Origin of the sequence: Legionella pneumophila subsp. pascullei, from assembly GCF_900637585.1 — a bacterium.
GTDB classification, from domain to species: domain Bacteria; phylum Pseudomonadota; class Gammaproteobacteria; order Legionellales; family Legionellaceae; genus Legionella; species Legionella pascullei.
Genome location: NZ_LR134380.1, coordinates 682209 through 701665, shown reverse-complemented (window position 1 = coordinate 701665; position 19457 = coordinate 682209). Strand labels below are relative to the sequence as shown.

Sequence of the window (19457 nt, the reverse complement as noted above, 5' to 3'; positions counted from 1 at the left end):
AATATTAATCTCATATCCATTCCCTTATGGTCGTGGCTCGGTTTGAACGATAATCCGAGCCACGACCATAAGGGAGTAGATATAAAAAACATGAGTTTTTACAAAAAAGAAACGCCATGGGAGAGCGGGGATAATAATTGCAAATGCTCCGCAATACTCTGACCGATATCCGAGAAACTATCTCTGCGTCCAATAAATTTGCTATTTACTTGGGGGCTATACACTAATACTGGGATATGCTCTCGGGTATGATCAGATCCTGGGAAAGTCGGATCACATCCGTGATCTGCTGCGATAAAAACCATGTCATCAGGTTGTAATAGAGCATCTAATTCTGGCAGTCGCGCATCGAATTCTTCTAATGCATGCGCATAACCAGCTACATTACGCCTATGCCCATAAGAAGAATCAAAATCAACAAAATTAGTAAATACCAGGCTACCTTGTGGTGCTGTTTTCATTGCGGATAAAGTGGCATCAAACAAAGCCATATTGCCATCTGCTTTGATTTCTTGTGTGACCCCTTGATGCGCATAGATGTCTGCAATCTTTCCTATAGCAATCACTTCCCGGCCAACTTCCTTTAGAAAGTCAAGCAATGTCTTTTCCGGAGGAGGAGTAGCATAATCTTTTCTATTGCCCGTTCTCTTAAATGATCCCGGATTACCTATAAAGGGACGAGCAATCACTCGACCAATTTGATATTGATCTACCAAGTTTCGAGCTATCTTGCAGATATCATACAAACGCTGCAAACCAAATGCTTCTTCATGTGCGGCGACTTGAAACACGCTGTCGGCAGAAGTGTACACAATCGGCTTACCAGTACGAATATGCTCCTCACCCAACTCGTCTATAATAGTGGTTCCTGAAGCATGCTTTTCTCCCAAAACTCCTGGCAAATTGCACTGCTTAATAAATTCTGAAATTAATTCTTTAGGGAAGCAGTTAGGTTTATCCGGGAAATACCCCCACTCAAAAGTCACAGGCACTCCAGCCATTTCCCAATGACCGCTTGGAGTATCCTTACCCAAGCTTTGCTCCACTGCATATCCATAATATCCAGAGGGAATAGCTAAAGTAGCCAAATCAATAAAAGGCAATCCCGAACTTGCCATGGCTGCATGGTAAAGCCCCTTGCCTGCAAGATTTGGAAGCATTAAAGGACCTTGACGAACCCCATTAATATCACATTCGCCTCGCATACAGGCTTCATAAATATGAACCAAGGTGTTAGCTCCAGCATCTCCATAACGGGCAGCATCAAGGCTGGCTCCGATTCCAAAGGAATCCATTACCAATACACAAACTCGCCCGGTCATACTGTATGCTCAACTTGTTGGCAACGAGTTTCTTTTAATCCGAATAGTAAAAATAACGCGATCAATAACCCTATGGGTAAAATGATTGCTGCATGCTGATAAGCTTCGAGTAAATAGACTGGCACACCATTAATCAAACGAACATCACCATAATTCGTCAATAAAGTACTAAACAGGTTTTGATAAATAAGATATCCGCCTTGAGTTAATATGGACACGACACTGACGGCCGTTGCAGTCATCATAGGGGGGCTACTTTCAGCAACCAAGGCATAGCTGATGACTTGAGCTGAAGTAAACAATCCTAATAAAAAGAACAATATAGCCATCATTGTTACTGAAACAGGTAAATAAAGTACCCCTAGCAAAGTGAGTAAAGAGGCAAGAACCCCTCCTTTCATGGGCAGCACACGCAATCCTACCTTATCAGATATCCACCCCATCAAAGGTGAACCTATAATGGCTCCAAAAAACAACATACCGTTGATCATAGCTGCCTGGTCAGGGCTAATACCTAATCTCTGTTCAAGATATAAAGTCCCCATCATAGCACCAAATACCGCAATGGCCATGTTCATAAGGCTAGTGTATAAGGCGGCACGCAGATTTTGAGCATTTAAGTAGGCTTTTCTTGCAGCCACAAGCACATTGATAGGTTTTCCTTCTTTCTTGACTGCGACTTGAGGCCTTTCTTTAATCCAAAAAAACATAAGAACCAACATGGCCAGACCCAATATCCCTACGTCCTGAACTGCTTGACGCCAACCAACATATAGAACCAGTTTTGTTAAAGGATACTGCGCCAGCATTCCACCTGTCATTGCAACGGTTACAATAGCGCCAGTCACTAACGCCATACGCTGAGGTGGAAACCAATGAGATGCCAAACGCACGGGGCCTAAAAAGCAAAATGCGCTCCCTATGCCAGTCACAAACCTGCAAAATAAAGCCACGTAAAAAGAATCTGAATAAGAAAGGATAAAGGTACTGACCACACAGAGAAACATAGCAATTAAAATGGTGTTTTTAATTGAAAACCGATCCAAAACCATTCCGGCAATAAACAAAAAAATGACATTTGCCAAGTAATAGATGCTCGATAAATAAGCCATTTTATCGGCTTGAATATGAAAATCCTGCATAATATTTGCTGCAATGGAAGCAAACATATTTCCTTGAATAAATTCGTAAAAGAAAAACATGGTCGCTGCAAAACAAACCAGCCAGGGCATTAACGATGCTTTGATATCGTATCCTTTAAATTCATCCACTACCTGCATTATTTCTCCTCTCTATCGCTTGCAGTATGTTTCACGAGTCATGAGGACAGCAACTAGTCCTGCGATTGCGGCAACAGGGAACATCCACATGGCAAATTGAAAATCGCTGACCGTATACGCCGTAACATTTGTTCCCGCGTGATGTGTCATAAGCCAGCCAAACAGAACTTGAGCAACGCCGCCCCCACCCATGATAATGACAGAGGCGATTCCAGTTGCAGCACCAGTATTTTCTGGCTGATTGCTTTCAGCAACCAAGGGGTAAGAAATCACTTGGGTGCTGGTAAATAATCCCAAAGCAAAAAAGAGAATACTGAGACTCATTTGAGTCAGAACCACATTGATAAATAGGGGAATAGTAGTAATTAAAGTAGCTATCGCTCCGAAAATCATTAAGGGTTTACGACGCCCTTGAGTATCAGATAACCAACCAACCAATGGGCAACCGACAACGCTACCCATGAAGATAAGGCTGACAACATTGCTAGCCGCAATATCAGACAAATGATGAGCCACTTGCAGGTAGCTCGCACCCCATAGGGCGCACAAAACCATAATGGGTAAATTAAGTAGCGAGGTATACAAGCCTGCCAGCCAATTTTGCTTATTGGATAAAGCTTTCATGAAACTCGATAGTACTTGACCTTCATTGGTTAACTTATGTGCTGGCGACTCTTCAGGTCTGTCTCGCACAATCATGTATATCCATACTATTAAGAAAGCTCCTACAATCCCATCAATTAACAATGCGCGCCGCCAGCCAAACAAATCATTCAAGTACGCAAAAGGCGTGTGTGCCATCATGCCACCAATAAAGGCCATAGTCACTAATGAACCAATGACTAACGCCTGCCTTCTGGGAGGAAACCAATGAGAGACCAGAACAACACAAGATAAAAAACAGAAGGCATTACCTATTCCTGAGAGAAAATGGAAAAACGAGGCGAGAAAAAATGATTCTGTAATTGCAAATCCTATGGTTCCAACAACACAAACAAACATCGCGGTCAGAATAACTTTTCTGGTTGAAAATCTATCGAGAATAAGACCGGCTGGTAAAAGAAAAAGGATATCAGCCCATAAATAAGTACTGGACATCCAGCTTAATTGGGTGGCATCTATATGGAAATCTTCTCGAAGCGACTGATTAATGACATCAAAAATATTGAGTTGAAAAAACTCGTATAAAAAGAAAAGACCAGCAGAAAGACAAACTACCCAAGCCATAAAGTCACCACGAGGAACAAAAGCTCTCGATTCCACTGCGACAGAATGCGACACCATCTCTCCTTTATTTAAGGTCTGAAAATTGCGACAAATTATAACAAAACTTAAAAAACATTGGTATCTTTATTGAACAATTTATTTCGTGGAAACGTCATCCCTGCTTCACTTCGTTTATAATGCAACCGACAGGTAGCAACATAGGATTCATTGCCGCCTATTAATACCTGCTCACCCTCAACAACAGCTTCCCCATTTTCATCAATTCTCATGTTCATAATTGCTTTACGGCCACAATGACAGATTGTCTTTAATTCAATTAACTCGTCTGCCCATGCGAGTAAAAATTGACTCCCTGGAAATAATTCACCTCTAAAGTCAGTACGCAAGCCATAAGCCAATACGGGAATAGACATTTGATCGGTTATTTCAGTTAATTGATACACTTGCTCTCGAGTTAAAAATTGAGCCTCGTCAATCAGGACACACGAGTATTTTTGGGCTTGTAGTTGAAATTCTTGAGTTAAAACATAGAGATTATCCGTATTGTTAAAAGCATAAGCCTGCTCAGTTAAACCGATTCGTGAACTGATAGTTCCATATTGGTAACGTGTATCAATGGCTGGGGTAAATAACAGAGTTTGCATACCTCGCTCTCTGTAGTTATAACTGGACTGTAGTAAGACGGTACTTTTACCTGCGTTCATAGCCGCATAGTAGAAATATAATTTTGCCATAGACTTATTATTTTCAGCTTCGTTTGCTTTACTTTACTATGAGATGGAATTAGAAACCACTGCTCAACAAGTCAGCACAGGAGAATAGAACAATATCAACGTATCCTGATGAACTCTGAATGTGTTGATGGGTGTCAATTTTGCAATTAATTCCCGGGGAATCTGCTGAGTTTCTTTGCTATTGATAACCAAATAGTTTTCCAAATGGTTAGAGAGTAATTGACATAATTCGCTTGGGTTTTTAACCGATTTCACTTGACCACCCGAGTAAAACTCAGCAGAGAAATCCGTCTTGTATCCCCAATAAACCAGATGGCTGCCTGCAGTTGGCCTCTCATTTAACCAAGTAGTAATAATTGGTTTATGCGTATTAGGTACCAGATCTGGTTTTACACCAAGCACAAAAGCTCCTGCCAAAAATAGAACTCCACAGAGTAATGATGCAATTAATACCCATTTCAAATTTTCCAGACTCAAATTCAAACGATTGAGAATTTCCGCAAAAAACAAAGCAAATGCGGGTAGAGAAGGAAACACATAGGGGTATATAATATTGCTGGCAAAAGTGAAAAAAAGAAGTGGCGTGATCATCCAAAGAATTAAATAACTTAACCATCCGTCTTTACTTTGGCATAGAGAGGGTAGTTTTTTTCCATGTGTCACCAGCCATCTGCCTGCTATAATATTCCACGGAAAGATACCGGCTATAGCATATAACCATATCGTTCCTTTTGGTACATGATGTACTATCCCGTATTTATCACCAGACCAGCCAGGTGTTAAAAATCGATGAAAATGCTCTCCCAAGATAAAGTAATTTAAAAATCCCGGAGTTCGTAATTCAGACAGAACATACCAGGGCATAGCAATTAACAAAAGAATAAATGTCCCTTTAATCCATGGGAATCTCTGCCATAGATTAATCCAATCATTACGTAGCAGAACCCAGAAAAATACAGTCATTCCGACCAATACCACAGCAATTGGCCCTTTTGCTAATAAACCCAGGCCCAATCCTGCGAAAAATGCATAAGACCAGATTTTGTTTTCATAAACCATCGCATGCCAAAAAGAGACGCTGGCAAGCGTGATACAAAAAAGTAATGCTGGATCAGTCATCACTGTCCCTGCATCAAGGAAAAAATAAAGCGACCCTGCCAGTATTAATAAGGACAAGAGGGCAGCCATTGAGCCACTCTGTTTTTTTGCCAGCCCCCAAATCAACCATAAAACACCAATAGACAGTAAAAGACCCGGCAAGCGGACTGCAAATTCATTGACACCTAATAGTTGCATACAAAAAGCAGACAGCCAGGTGGATAAAGGCGGTTTAGCCCAAAATGGAACGCCATAATCCTCCTGCAAAGTCACCCAGTTCCCTGTTTCCAACATTTTGCGTGCAATTTCAGCGTAGCGGGATTCGGTCGTATCAAACAAAGGAAAAAAATAATTGGCAACCAATCGACATATCAGCAGAAAAACCAATACAAACAAGGTGTAATTAAAGAACTTTTGCTGGATTTCTTTTTCTATTTGGAAACTCAAAATATACCTCTGTTATCTAAATCACTAAATCCGAGTACCATTCAGTGGAGAATTGGAGTGTGCCACTGGTTACCTTAGATATAATGCTCCCAGGAATAAATTCCATAAAACCAATTATTTCCTAAGCTACCCTTCCCCTTTGATAGACCTTCACGTCCAATTTGAAAGGTTATTATATATTTTTAAATTGTATAATGAAAATACATGACGTCAGCTTAAGTTTAGTTTACACTGGCCACTGTAAGTATTTCTTACATTAATCTTACTTGGATTTTTGGAGACTAACATGACGTTTGTTTTAAAGGAATTTGATGTACTAAAAAGTCATTTTAACGACACCGTTAAAATCATCCTTCAACGCGAAAAAAAGGACAAAATTGAAGACCTTCCCAACCCCAGAAAAGAAGAGCTTCAATTTCTGACTGCTGTTCTCAATCAATTGGAAGCAAAAATTGATGAACTGAAACCACGTTCATTGTCCAGCTATGTCCATGTGTTTTATGGCGCTATGCTGCTTGTTTGTAAAGACGTTGAAAATAACCTGCGGGTGATGGAAAAGAAAGAAAACAGCTTACTGTTTACTCGCTTAATGGATGGAATGGGTATTACTGATGAAAATATACCAACGTCCGAACAAAACATTATGTTTTACAGAGGATTAAACAAATTCTTAAATTTCATTTATGAAAACAACGATTCTCGTAAAGGCTTAAAAAAGGAACATTTCCTGCAAGTCCTTTCATTAAAAAAGATATACTCTTTAGCCAAATTGAGTTATGAGCAAGAAGAAGCAGTAGAAAATAGTGCTTTGGCAAAATTAACCTCTGATGGAAAAACCAAAGCCAATGCGAATAGCTTCCATGTGGAAAAACAAATTGACCCATCCATTGTTGAGCAATTCAAATCATGGGATGAGATGAAAGGCGCTCTTCATCAATTAATTCTTGATGAACTTTCTGATAAGAACGTGGCTAAAATTTCTGCTTTAAGTCAAGCCCGCTCTGCACAACTGAAGTTCTTACAAACGATGGCAGAACAACTGGACAAGATCCCTGGCCAATCTCTTGAGTCGTCTGAGAAAATGGCAATTCTTGCTGGAGCAATGTATATCGTTCGTGGCCAAATAGCCCAGGAGTATGGAAAAGATCCATTAAGCAACGATAAAATCAGTGCTACTGTGATTCATACTGGTTTAAGTACGATACTTCATGCCAACGCAGATTGTTGTGAAGACAAGGAAGTACTGATTGCTGCTGCCAATAAGTTTATTCGTCATATGGTCATTGAACGTCCTGAACAGTCAAATAAAAAAATCACCAAGGAAGCCATTCGAGAAAACAACATGTTTTCAGACATCGCTGGGTTCCAATTGGTTTCTGTCTTGACGTTAATACAAAACATGATTAAAACATGTCGAACTGATGCCATTGAAGCTTGTGTCACCAAACGTAGAGAAGAGCTGGAAGCATTAAAACCTAAAAAAGAGGGTTATTCCATTGCGAGTTCAGTCACTGGATATGTAGGTAGCTGGTTTAAAAAGGCACCAACCACTTCCGAGGAAGACGAAGAGGATGACTTAAAAGATCAAAATACTGCGGAAGAAAGTGGTAAACTGACAGTATAGTTAATTTGAAAAATTAACATCGCTTCTCTATCATAAACAGCCTTACTCTTAAAACAAGGCTGTTTATTTGTATTTCTTATTTTAATAAATTCTTAAATATAAGCTATTCATCGTAATTTTTGTTACAATAGTGACAATATTTTTCTCAATTGACCTTACACATATTAAATTTCGCATGAAAATCAAGACTGTTACGAGATATTTACTACTGTTCTCAATATTTTTCCTGATAGGATTTAACAACGTATTTGCTCAAAAAAAAGCCATAGCAATCACTATTGATGATTTGCCCTTTGTTGGTGAATACCGAAACTTTCATCTGAATATGATGATGAATACGATGAAAGATGAAAAAGTGCCAGCAACAGGTTTTATCATTGCCAAAGAAGTAAGGCCTGATAATTGGGAAATACTCCATAAATTCCGTGATGCAGGTTTCGGACTGGGCAATCATACCTTCTCTCATGCGAATTTAAACAAACTTAAAGCAAAAGAATATATCCAGGAAATTAAAGAAGCAGACTCTCTTTTAACGCCTGTCCTTACTGAACCCAAGTATTTTCGCTATCCCTATTTGGCAATGAGCTCTGGAAATAAAAAAAATAAAATCCTCTGCTATCTTGAAAAACATCACTATCGTGTTGCTCCGATTACTATTGACAGCAAAGATTTTGTCTTTAATCAACGCTTATTATCTGTCCCTGAACTGGGAAGGCGAGCTTACCTGGATGAATTGAAGCCATTTTATCTTGACTTTATATGGCAACAAACTTTAAAAGCTGAAGAACATACACAATATCACCACAATCCAGACCAGGCTCAAATCCTCTTAATCCATGCTAACTTACTCAATGCCTATGTCCTGCCTGATATTATTAATTTATACAAACAAAATGGTTACACTTTTGTGAACCTGGAAGACGCCCTAAAAACATTCAAAGACAACTATCATTGTCATAAAACTCGAATGCTTACAAAAAAACCTGTCGAAGAAGAAACGGATTTAAATATAGAATCATTTATGGATTGGGATTCATAATCACCTTGAAGTCTTCGAGCTGTAAAAAGTTTCTGCCAGTTTACTTGCCCCAGCTGCTATATGATTCTCTCTCTTTAACATCGGTATACATGCAATCCTTAAAATTAAGATAACCAACATTACGACAATCACGACAGCTAGGTGTAAAAAAATCAACTAATTTGTACTATAATTTACAATGTGATGGGTTTGATCAAACGATAGGGATAAGGCTTTGAACAAAGTGATAAGGGAATCACAAAGGTTCACTGTGCGCAATGTCGCTACTTTATTATTTTGTGTGGACACAAGTGTGTTGCCCACAAAATCTAATATAGCACAAAATAAAGAAACAAAAATAATATACAATCACCTTTGCAAAGACAGCTTTGATACTGAAATCCCCCTTAACAGTAGCCCTCTTTCTATAGCAGGATTCACACTGGTTGAGTTATTAGTCACCCTATCTGTTTTCGCCATCATCTTAACTCTAATTGTACCTTCATTAAGGACAATGATTTTGAATAACCGTTTGACTTCAAACATTGATTCATTGGTAAGCTCATTAAATTATGCACGCGGAGTGGCACTTGATCGGGCCGTCAATGTAGCAGTATGTCCGTTAGGCTCACCAGGTTCAACAGCATGTGGCGCCAACTGGAGCTCAGGATGGATAGTAGTGACCCAACCCGAAGCCGGCACACCCACTCTTTTAAAAACTCACCAAACCTCAGTGAATGACCCTGTTATCACATCTAATGTATCCAGTGTTGTTTTTGACCCGCATGGATTATCAACTACCCAAAGTAACTTTACTATGTGTGATAACCGAGGAAATGCGTTTGCCCGATCTGCAATGGTTTTGGCTACCGGATTTGTCCAATCTGGAGCAACACCCGGCCAGGCTGTCTGGAATAATGGGGCTCTAAACTGCCCTTGATGGAGATAGAATATGATGAACAGAATGGATACATTCGCAAAATACAAAGGAATGACTTTGCTGGAAGTATTGATTTCTGTTGTCATATTAGCCATTGGTATGTTAGGGATTGCCAGCATGTTGATAGTCAGCAACAAAGCGAATAATTCCAGTTATGCAAAACTTCAAGCCGTACAGGCGATCTATGATATTTTTGACAGAATTCGAGCGAATTCAGAAGCAGCATCTAATGGGAGTTATAATGTCAGTAATATTGGCAGTAACGGATATCCCACGCCTGTCAGTGCTCCTTCGGTATTATGCAATGCAACGGTGTGCAATCCAAATCAACTGGCACAATATGATACCTGGTATTGGCTCACCAGAGTGGTGTCGCAACTGCCTAATGGAAGTGGTTCAATTACCTCCGCTCTTTCGGGTGTGGCGGGGAATACCGTGATTACGGTCACTGTACAATGGGATGATAGTAAAGCGCAAAATGAGTTAGGGGCTAGCAGCGCTTCATCAGGAACTGCTAATTTCGTTCAATTCAGAGTACAGAGTCAGATATGAATATTAACTACAGACTACAACAAGGATTTTCATTAGTCGAGTTGATGATAGCCACCCTGGTTGGGCTGATACTCACATATTCTATTTTACAAATATACCTCGCCCAAACCCAACTCTACAAAGCATCGAACTCTCAGGATCTGATTCAAAGTACTGAAAATGCGATATCCAATTTACTCATACCCATGATCAGATCGGCTGGATTTGCCGGCTGTGGATCCATCATCACAGCAGTTTCCAGTCTAAATGCTGGTGGCCCAAGGCCATTGGGAATATTGAATACAACACCAACCATTCTTATGGGTTATAATGGCAGCGGAGCGAGCTTCACAATAACTCAAAGTAATTCTGCGAATAGCACCAATGCCAGTCATTGGTCACCCGCATTAGATTCCACCCTTGTTGGTAATGCCCAACAAGGTAGTGATGTGTTGGTGGTAATAGGTTCCACCCCAGATAGCTATCCAACAGGAATAACCACGATTGATCCCGGCAGCAATACCTTTGTAGTGCAAGGCACTAGTGGGATGTCCCTTACCTCTGGAATGTTTGGAGCGGTCTCTGATTGTGGTAAAACCGTAATATTTCAAATTACTGGAGTAGCAGGAACCACGATTACTCATGATGCAGGTGCTGGAGTACTGCAAAATGCAAGCAGTGCTTTCCCTGTCAATTTTCAAACCGGCTCCCAATTCATTCCCATCCAACAAACTGCATTTTTTGTGGGTCAAGGTCAAGGAGGGCAAAGTGCTTTAATGCGCGCCTCTCTTGTTGGCAACAGCTGGACTATACAGCCATTGGTTCCTGGTGTGGAAATAATGAAAGTCCAGTATGGCATTGGTAACAATGGTGTCATTACTCGATACGTTTCTGCCAATGCTGTTACCAATTGGGCACAGGTCTATGCCATTCGCTTGGGATTTTTGATAGCAGGTCAGCTCGGCTCAGGAAGCTTAACTACCAGACAATACAACGTTTTGGATACACAAGTTACAGTACCTGCTGATAACCGCTTAAGGCATGTGTTTGAATTGACCATCAACTTGAGGAACTCGATATCATGAACGTAACCTCCACAAGTCAATATTCAAAACAACAGGGTTATGTCCTGATAACTTCTCTTGTGCTTATGTCAATGCTTACTGTTTTGGCCCTGACCCAGATATCACAGAACACGTCCCAAACTCGGATTGCGACCAATGCAACCGACTCCGAAATCAGTTTTGAGAAAACCGAAGGCGCCGTTAATGAAGCCATTAACCTGGTCATCAATGGTACGTATAATCCTCAGAGTTTTCTCGCTACTAATAATGGAATGTATTTATTTGACCAAAGCGCTAGTACTCCACTTTGGAAAACGATTAACTGGTCCAGTGGTTCGGCAGTCATTAACAGCTTTCAAGGCAATACAGGGGCACAAGCCAGCTATTTTCTTGAAAAACTGCCATCCGTTATTATGCCAGGTCAGAATATGAAAAAACCAAGTAATGTCTACAGAATAACTGCCCGATCAGCAGGAGCAAGTGGGGATAGTTCCGTACTCATACAAAGTACAATTCAAATTCAACAGTAGGTTTTGGCTATCATGGACGCTTTAAAATTTTCGAATTTAATCAGAAAGGGAAGTCAGAAAGCAATTAAAGTTCTACCCCGAACATTTATAGCTATTTTATTGTCTGCCTCTGTTTCTCTTTATGCTGTTCCATTAACAATTCCACAAATACCTCTAATCATTGCCAGCCCGGTTCATCCTCAAGTGCTAATACTCATAGGTAACTCTCAATCCATGGATGGTAATTTGAGCGGGGCAATCATGACTGGATCCGGCTCTCTGTCAACCGGTTTAAGTTCGCTTTACAATTCCAGTTCACCTGTGAATTATACCGTACCCGCTGGTTTCACTCCGCCAGTACAAGGCCCTGATGCCAGCGGCTTGGCTCCTTATACTGTCATCCAGGGAGGGAATAAAGTGGATAACAGTGCAAGCCGACTCAATGTGGCCAAAGCTGGAGTCAAAGCCATTATTGAAAATTACATGCCTACCACCGACTTTGCATTGGGCACCTACAGTACAAGTAACATCAGCTCGTATAACACTTGGGTTTATTACATGTCGCCACCCGGCAGTGATTTTGTATTCACGAACACCCCAGTAGCAGGAAATCGATATGTAATTAACCCTTGTTATAATTACGGTTCCGCGTCGTCTACTGTTTCCAGTAACTGCTCATCCATTGGCAGCTTGTATGGTACTACTTTAGTTTCTTCAAGCCAGTATCTGCAAATTGGTGACTCCAGTGATGATCCGGATATTAATGACGTACTCTATGCTGGAAGTGGGTTTCCTGGGATTTTTGTGAGTTATAATGGACCGACACCATCCAGTCCTTTTCCTCCTAACTATACGATATCTAATTATAACCAAGGTAATATCAGAATTTCCTATGCGAACACAAGACCCTCTATCGGTAATTTTTCCTCCTCCCCCACTAACGCCGGTTTTGTCCCTTTTTCACAGCAGGTTATGTATGTACAACGTGGTTTTGGCTACTACAGTAATCAATCTTTTAACACGGGTAATATGCGAGTCAATATGACTACAGCCGGAACAAATCCAACCACGACCAGTGTTACTAATGCCATTAATGCGTTTTTACCTCATCTTCGACCTGAAACCAACTCTACATCCACGACTGAAATTAAAGCTGCTGCTGTACAATCCCCTCTTGCGGGACTATTGACCAGATCTCGAAGTTTTATGAAGACTGTCGGGACAACCAGTGGCAATTGCCCACAAAAACAATACATCATATTAATTTCTGATGGCCTGCCAACTCAAGACCTCCAATCAAGGTATTGGCCCCCACTAGGCAGTGCCGCTGCCACCGGTTATGGGGTCACCGCAACATTTAATGCCGATGGCTCACTGAACAGCACGAACAGTCAAGCCTTATCCGATGCAATCAATGAAATAAAGGCTTTAAAAAACGATGGTGTGCTTACTTTTGTCATAGGCATGGGGGCTGGTGTGGACCCTAACATCAATCCAGAAGCAGCAGCAACCCTTAGGGCAATGGCCGTTGCCGGAGGAACCGAAAACTATTACCCGGCAACGAGCCCTGAAGCTCTGGTAAGCAGTTTGAATGCCATTCTCTCCAATATTCAAAACGGCTCTTTTTCAACTTCTGCTGCAGCCATCAGCTCAACTCGTATCGACAGCAGTACCGTGGAATATCAAGCCAACTTTATAACCAGAGACACCCCTTATCAGGATTGGACAGGTAATTTGACAGCCATTGAACTCGATGAAGATACCGGAGAACCAACCAACTCCATACAATGGTCAGCCCAATCGACACTTGATTCCTTAGTATCAGGAACGGGATGGTCGACTAACCGAAAGATAGCAACTTGGGATCCCGTAGCGACGGATGGAATACCGTTTCGCTGGGCAAACATTAATGCAACCCAACAAGCACAACTACAACCAAATGACCTGTTAGGGGAAAACCGATTAGAGTATCTGCGTGGCAATGCTGCTCTGGAAAAGCGAAACGGAGGAACATTCCGTGACCGCTCGCATGTATTGGGAGACATTATTGATAGCCAGGTTATTTACGTTGGCTCCCCAAGCGCTCCTTATTTAACAACCAGTTACATTAACTTTGCAAAAGCCAATGCCAATCGACAACCCATATTATATGTAGGAGCAAATGATGGAATGCTCCACGCCTTTAATGCGACTACCGGAGAAGAGTTTTTTGCCTTTGTTCCCAATGCTGTGTTTAATAATCTCCATCAACTCACCTCCCCTCTCTACAACCAAAATCATTTATTCTTTGTTAACGGATCTCCAGAAAGCGCTGATGTACAATTTTCGGATGGCTCCTGGCATACAATTCTCGTGGGAGGTGAAAATGCGGGTGGTAAAAGCATCTTTGCCCTGGACATCACTAATCCGACAAACCTGAGTTCTGAACCAGGAGTGGCCAATGCTGTGCTATGGGAATTTACAGATACTGATTTAGGGTTAACTTATAGCAAACCTCAAATAGGCCAAATTCGATCTGGAAGTCCATCTTCATTAAGTTTTGCGGTCTTTTTTGGCAATGGATACAACAGTACTAACAATACATCCGTATTTTATGCTATTGATCCTCAAACGGGAACCCTGCTAAGAAAAATTGATCTTTGTGCGGCAGTCCCCTCAGCTTGTAATGTCAATTTACCCCAGGGATTGTCAACTGTCGCTTTAGGACAAAAAGATGGACTACAAGCCGATCCTATCACTGTAGTTTATGCCGGTGATTTACAAGGCAATCTATGGGCAATCGATGTTTCCTCCGCCGATCCTGCCAATTGGAGTGCTCGCGTATTATTTCAAGCAAGAGACTCTTCTGGTACACCGCAACCTATCACTACACCTCCTTTAGTGACATTGAATCCCAATTATCCTCGCAATCCAGGCCTTTTTGTTGTGTTTGGTACCGGGCAACTTCTGACAACAGCCGATTTAGTTACTACCCAAACACAAACCATTTATGGAGTATGGGATAAGCCGCTTTCATCAGTACCTTATGTTCGTGCCAATCTCCAACAACAAACTTTGACTTTGGTTAACTCGGCTACCTCAGGTTTATCCACAAACATTATCACAGCCACTGCTAATACCATCAATTGGAGTAACAAAGTGGGGTGGTTTGCCGATCTGCCTATAGCAGGACAAAGACTAATTACTACACCTGAACTAATTAACGGGGCATTCATTGCAACAATAAACACTCCTCCTCTAAATTCGTGCGGCTTTGGATTCACATCCATGCTTCTGGAACTGAATTTCTTAAACGGCGGGGCTTTCCAATATGCGCGATTTGATATTTCCGGCGATGGAGGTTTTGATATTGCCGATCAGTATAATGGAGCCTACCCAGTTGGAATTGGCTTGTCCAACAGTTATGCCAACTCACCCACTGTGCTAGGGCCTAACAAAGATAACAATCTGGTCATTCTGATCACACAATCGGATGGAACACAAACTACGGTTATTGCTCCTAACATTACACCAAGAAAAATAGGCTGGTGGCAAATTCAATAGAGGATACCCAAATGCTTAGTAATCGACATTGTATGAAGAATAACCGCATGAGACAATCTGCGTTTACCCTGGTTGAAGTTCTGATCAGCATGGTCATTATGGGAATTCTGGTTTCAATTGCCTATCCATCCTATTTACAATATATCCAAAAGTCCCGTCGTGCCGATGCTCATGCTACATTGACACAAGATCAAATCATTTTAGAACGCTGTTACTCACAGAATTTTTCCTATGCTGCAGCGTGTGGTGCCTTACCAGCATTTCCGCAAACAACGCAGAATGGATACTATACTATCAATATTTCAAACCTGACAGCCACAACCTATACCTTAACCGCAACCCCTGTCGGAACCCAAGCCACTGATACCAAGTGCGCCAGCATGTCAATCAATCAAGCCAATGTAAAAACAGCGGTAGATTCCTCTGCTAATGCCCAACCAGAATGCTGGAATCCCAGTTAATTCTGTAAAAAACTCTTTACACAAACGATTCATTTCGAGTAGATTGGCCAGTAATGGAAAGTCCAACTTAATTTGAAATGGAAATTTTTTGCTTTTTAACAGGCATCCTTTATGCCTATACCTATAATATTTATCTAACTCTTGCAGTTCCTTTACTCTTTTACATCACACCAAGATATCCGATTGTCCTGTTCTTCCTTGCCGGGTGGGGCTTTGCCCTGATTCACCAGTGGATTGTATCACCCAAGAGAATGCCTGATACGCAAGTAATCACTCAAGCACAATTGGAAGGAACAATTGCTTCCATCCCCATGCAACGTCCCAACAAAACTCAATTCCATTTTGCAATTGAAAAAATTAATAATAAACCTGCTCAAGGCTTAATCCAATTGACCTGGTACAACAAACCACCGGCCTTACGAGCTGGTCAGCAATGGCAACTTTCAGTGAAACTAAAAAAACCTCGTAATTTCCGCAACCCGGGAGGTTTTAATTATGTACGCTACCTGGCAACTCGTCATATCCATTGGGCGGGTTATATTCGTTATGGGAATAATAAGCTAATTAGCAATCACCCCTCCACTTTCAGTTGGTTAACTGTACGTGAAAAAATAGCGGATGCGCTGACAAAACTGGCCCCTGATACAGAAACAGCAGGCATCATTGAAGCATTGACGATAAATATCACTCATCATATCAGTCCCGAACATTGGAATTTGTTCCGAAGAACAGGAACAGTGCATTTATTCGGGATATCAGGAGAGCACATCGCTTTGGTTTCTGGAGTTTTCTTTATCGTTATAAGATGGCTTTGGTCAATGAGCTATCGTTGTTGTTTATTCTTACCAGCCAATACCATAGCGAGTATCGGTGGATTATTGGCTGCCTTGCCCTATGCCTTTTTAGCCGGATTTGAACCCCCTGTACAGCGTGCTTTAATTGGTTGTGTACTTTACACAATATACGCCATTGGAAAACAACGTTTTAGCCAATGGCAAATATGGAGATATGCCTTATTTTTAGTCTTGTGCATTGAACCCCACGCTGTATTCCTGCAAGGATTTTATTTTTCATTTCTTGCGGTGGCCTGTCTACTATTGACTCACCAACGTTGGCCACTGAAAAACTACAAAAAGACACTTGCATTACAATTAAGCTGCCTCATTGGATTGATGCCTTTAACTCTCCATTGGTACTCCTATGGCTCTATCAATGGATTTCTTGCCAATTTATTTGCCATACCTTTAGTCAGCTTTCTGATAGTACCCTTGGCTTTAATGACTATGATTATGAGTTCATTTGATTGGTCCTGGATATTAATGAAACCATTGGCCGTGTTTGTTGCCCTGTTACTTAAAGGGTTGACGTATGTTGAGCAAATAGCAGGAATCAATATCACCTTGTCCATCACCTCAGTAACAATGATGCTTGCTATGACAGCAGGTCTGTTTTTAAGAGTATTATTACCTGTCAAGCCATTCAAACACTTGGCGATCCTTTGGATTATCATTCCCTTATTTCCGCCTCATACTGCAATTTACCAGGGGGAAGCATTAATTAATATTTTGGATGTTGGGCAAGGGCTGGCTGTTGCGATACAAACACAACACCATGTTTTACTCTACGATACGGGAGATTCATTTTTTCAAGGCAGTGATTTAGGGCAAATGGCAATAATACCTTTTTTTAGGTCATCTGGAATAAAAACCATTGATAACATTGTGATAAGCCATCCTGATAAAGATCATAAGGGTGGCTTAAACTCCATTGAAAAAGAGATGCAAGTCAATCAATTAATAGTGAATGATCCCCATTTTTATAAACGTGGAAGTAATTGTCACTCATATCCTCAATGGCAATGGGATGGGGTGAGTTTTCGTTTTTTACCGATCAGGGAGTCTTTCACTAAAAAAAATAATAACTCTTGTATTTTACAAGTAAGTAATTCGACTGGCAGAGTTTTATTAACGGGAGATATTGAAAAAGCGGCTGAAGACTACCTGATAAGAAACTATGGCAGTCAGTTGGCATCTGAAATTTTAGTTGTTCCTCATCATGGGAGTAAGACTTCCTCATCTTATCGATTTTTACTGGAAGTAAACCCGCTTTATGCCATTGCATCTTTGGGATTTGATAATCGCTTCAAATTTCCACACTCCAAAACGTTGCAAAGCATGAAAACATTAGGTATCACTTTTTTCAGAACAGACGAATGCGGCATGGCAAGAATCAAATTACCTTCATCCGGGAAAATTAACAAACCGACCTGTATGCAGGCTAAATCAGTAGCGGCATTGAATGCTCAATAATTATGTACATCTTAATCTTAAGCACGATGTATCTAATTTTTATTAGCCGATTGGAACCACCAGTCACTCAATAGCGTATTATTATAATGCTTTAAATGTTCAGAAAAAAACTGTAACGCTTTATTTTCTTGTTTAGTATGCATCAATACGAGCAAGTAAGTCTGAAAAAAAAGCTCTATCTGTGCATCACTTCCACCCAATTGCGTGCACTCACCAATCACTGGCTCCATCAACATCAAAGCAGTCTTGTAATCCGCATCGGCAAAAGCATAAATCCCCTGGCACAAAGGTAAAACGACATCACCCCATAAAGCATCAGAAGAAGGCGAGCAAGCATAGGACTTCATTCTTTTCAAAGACTCATCCGCTTCGTTTTTATAACCTGCCCTTACCAGACCATAAATAAAATGAGCATTAGTAAACCCGGTATAATATTCCAAAGGATGGGTCCCCAGATGCTCTACTGTCTGATTTAATAATTTGTCCTGCGGTAAACCTGCCATATCCATACGCCATAACAGGGAAATAGTATCCAACTGCTCAAGTACAGTATCAGGCATTGCCCCTGCAATATGGGGGTATAATTTTTTAACTTCCTCTTCATTACGATTCGCTAAATGAAATAATGCCAAATGCCAGGTATTATGGCCTTTCAACAAGGGTAAAATTTCCTCCCAGGTTGTTTGTAAATTTCGAAGTCTATTGATACCTCCAGTGATATCATTTGTTAATAAATATACATGAGCTAAAGTATGATGTGCCCAAGGAGTATACAAATTCATTGTAATTGCCTCTTCAGCCATTTCCCTGGCTTTGGAATATTGGCCGCACAGTTCCAAGGCAAAAGAATGTATCGCTAAAAAATGCGATTCATCCTGATTCTCCTGAGCACACTTATCACATACTTTAAGAAAATACTCCGCATTAAAAGCCTGTCCTGTACAATAAAAAAGCCATTCTGCGAATTTAAGAGCCAGAGTATCCCTGGGATACTTTTCAAGCACAGTCACTAACAGGCTAATGGCATTGGCATAATCTCGCTTTGACCAACTAGTTACCGCTTCAAAAATTAATTTTTCCCGTTGATTTGCTGATGTTAATAACCTGGATGCTGATTGCAAATAATTGCTGGCTTGTTCATTCGCTGCATCTTCTTGTGCATACAAATAAAAAGCAGCCGCATAAGTTTGAATTAATAAATTGTCATTATGCTTTTTTGCCGCATCCAGAATTTGGATTGCATTTTGACCGGAACTTAATACTTGTTCGTGAAAATAATTGATACTATCTACTACCTCTATGGAGTCTGTCGTTACTTTCAATCCACGTTGAGTATGCATTCTCGAAATC

At 40.8% G+C, this 19457-nt stretch carries 15 protein-coding genes; 9 read left to right on the top strand and 6 right to left on the bottom strand.

Going from position 1 to position 19457, the window contains the following annotated elements; genetic code table 11:
* Window positions 1–98 precede the first annotated feature (98 nt).
* The 5 genes from EL201_RS03330 to EL201_RS03310 form a co-directional block, all read right to left on the bottom strand.
* Window positions 99–1322 (bottom strand): phosphopentomutase, encoded by a 1224-nt coding sequence (locus EL201_RS03330; protein ID WP_027223693.1) that lies wholly within the window; start codon window positions 1320–1322, stop codon window positions 99–101.
* Window positions 1319–2602 (bottom strand): MFS transporter, encoded by a 1284-nt coding sequence (locus tag EL201_RS03325; protein WP_027223692.1) that lies wholly within the window; start codon window positions 2600–2602, stop codon window positions 1319–1321. The genes EL201_RS03330 and EL201_RS03325 overlap by 4 nt, the downstream gene beginning before the upstream one ends.
* Window positions 2603–2614: 12 nt before the next feature.
* Window positions 2615–3886 carry an MFS transporter gene (locus tag EL201_RS03320; protein WP_080273327.1) on the bottom strand — a complete coding sequence of 424 codons (1272 nt, stop codon included), beginning with the start codon at window positions 3884–3886 and terminating at the stop codon, window positions 2615–2617.
* A gap of 47 nt (window positions 3887–3933) precedes the next feature.
* Window positions 3934–4563 (bottom strand): thymidine kinase, encoded by a 630-nt coding sequence (locus EL201_RS03315; protein ID WP_027223690.1) that lies wholly within the window; start codon window positions 4561–4563, stop codon window positions 3934–3936.
* 63 nt (window positions 4564–4626) lie between these two features.
* Window positions 4627–6108 (bottom strand): ArnT family glycosyltransferase, encoded by a 1482-nt coding sequence (locus tag EL201_RS03310; protein WP_027223689.1) that lies wholly within the window; start codon window positions 6106–6108, stop codon window positions 4627–4629.
* Between the two features lie 274 nt (window positions 6109–6382).
* Between EL201_RS03310 and EL201_RS03305 the strand changes: the two genes are divergently transcribed.
* From EL201_RS03305 to EL201_RS03265, 9 genes are all read left to right on the top strand, one after another.
* The gene (locus tag EL201_RS03305) at window positions 6383–7732 is read left to right on the top strand and encodes a lpg0634 family Dot/Icm T4SS effector (protein WP_080273326.1); all 1350 of its coding nucleotides are present in this window, start codon (window positions 6383–6385) and stop codon (window positions 7730–7732) included.
* A gap of 175 nt (window positions 7733–7907) precedes the next feature.
* Complete coding sequence (locus EL201_RS03300; RefSeq protein WP_027223687.1) at window positions 7908–8771, top strand: polysaccharide deacetylase family protein; 864 nt, start codon at window positions 7908–7910, stop codon at window positions 8769–8771.
* Between the two features lie 214 nt (window positions 8772–8985).
* The gene (locus EL201_RS03295; RefSeq protein WP_027223686.1) at window positions 8986–9690 is read left to right on the top strand and encodes a GspH/FimT family pseudopilin; all 705 of its coding nucleotides are present in this window, start codon (window positions 8986–8988) and stop codon (window positions 9688–9690) included.
* Window positions 9691–9702: 12 nt separating this feature from the next.
* The gene (pilV, locus tag EL201_RS03290) at window positions 9703–10242 is read left to right on the top strand and encodes a type IV pilus modification protein PilV (protein ID WP_027223685.1); all 540 of its coding nucleotides are present in this window, start codon (window positions 9703–9705) and stop codon (window positions 10240–10242) included.
* Complete coding sequence (locus EL201_RS03285) at window positions 10239–11306, top strand: PilW family protein (RefSeq protein WP_027223684.1); 1068 nt, start codon at window positions 10239–10241, stop codon at window positions 11304–11306. Before pilV ends, EL201_RS03285 begins: the two co-directional genes overlap by 4 nt.
* Window positions 11303–11815, top strand: coding sequence for a pilus assembly PilX family protein (locus EL201_RS03280; protein WP_027223683.1), 513 nt, complete (start codon window positions 11303–11305; stop codon window positions 11813–11815). Before EL201_RS03285 ends, EL201_RS03280 begins: the two co-directional genes overlap by 4 nt.
* Before the next feature lie 12 nt (window positions 11816–11827).
* Complete coding sequence (locus EL201_RS03275) at window positions 11828–15337, top strand: pilus assembly protein (RefSeq protein WP_027223682.1); 3510 nt, start codon at window positions 11828–11830, stop codon at window positions 15335–15337.
* Between the two features lie 11 nt (window positions 15338–15348).
* Complete coding sequence (locus EL201_RS03270) at window positions 15349–15798, top strand: type IV pilin protein (RefSeq protein WP_027223681.1); 450 nt, start codon at window positions 15349–15351, stop codon at window positions 15796–15798.
* A gap of 77 nt (window positions 15799–15875) precedes the next feature.
* Window positions 15876–18107 (top strand): DNA internalization-related competence protein ComEC/Rec2, encoded by a 2232-nt coding sequence (locus tag EL201_RS03265; protein WP_027223680.1) that lies wholly within the window; start codon window positions 15876–15878, stop codon window positions 18105–18107.
* Between the two features lie 32 nt (window positions 18108–18139).
* Here the strand turns inward: EL201_RS03265 and EL201_RS03260 are convergent, their stop codons facing one another.
* Window positions 18140–19447 (bottom strand): tetratricopeptide repeat protein, encoded by a 1308-nt coding sequence (locus tag EL201_RS03260; RefSeq protein ID WP_027223679.1) that lies wholly within the window; start codon window positions 19445–19447, stop codon window positions 18140–18142.
* Window positions 19448–19457 lie beyond the last annotated feature (10 nt).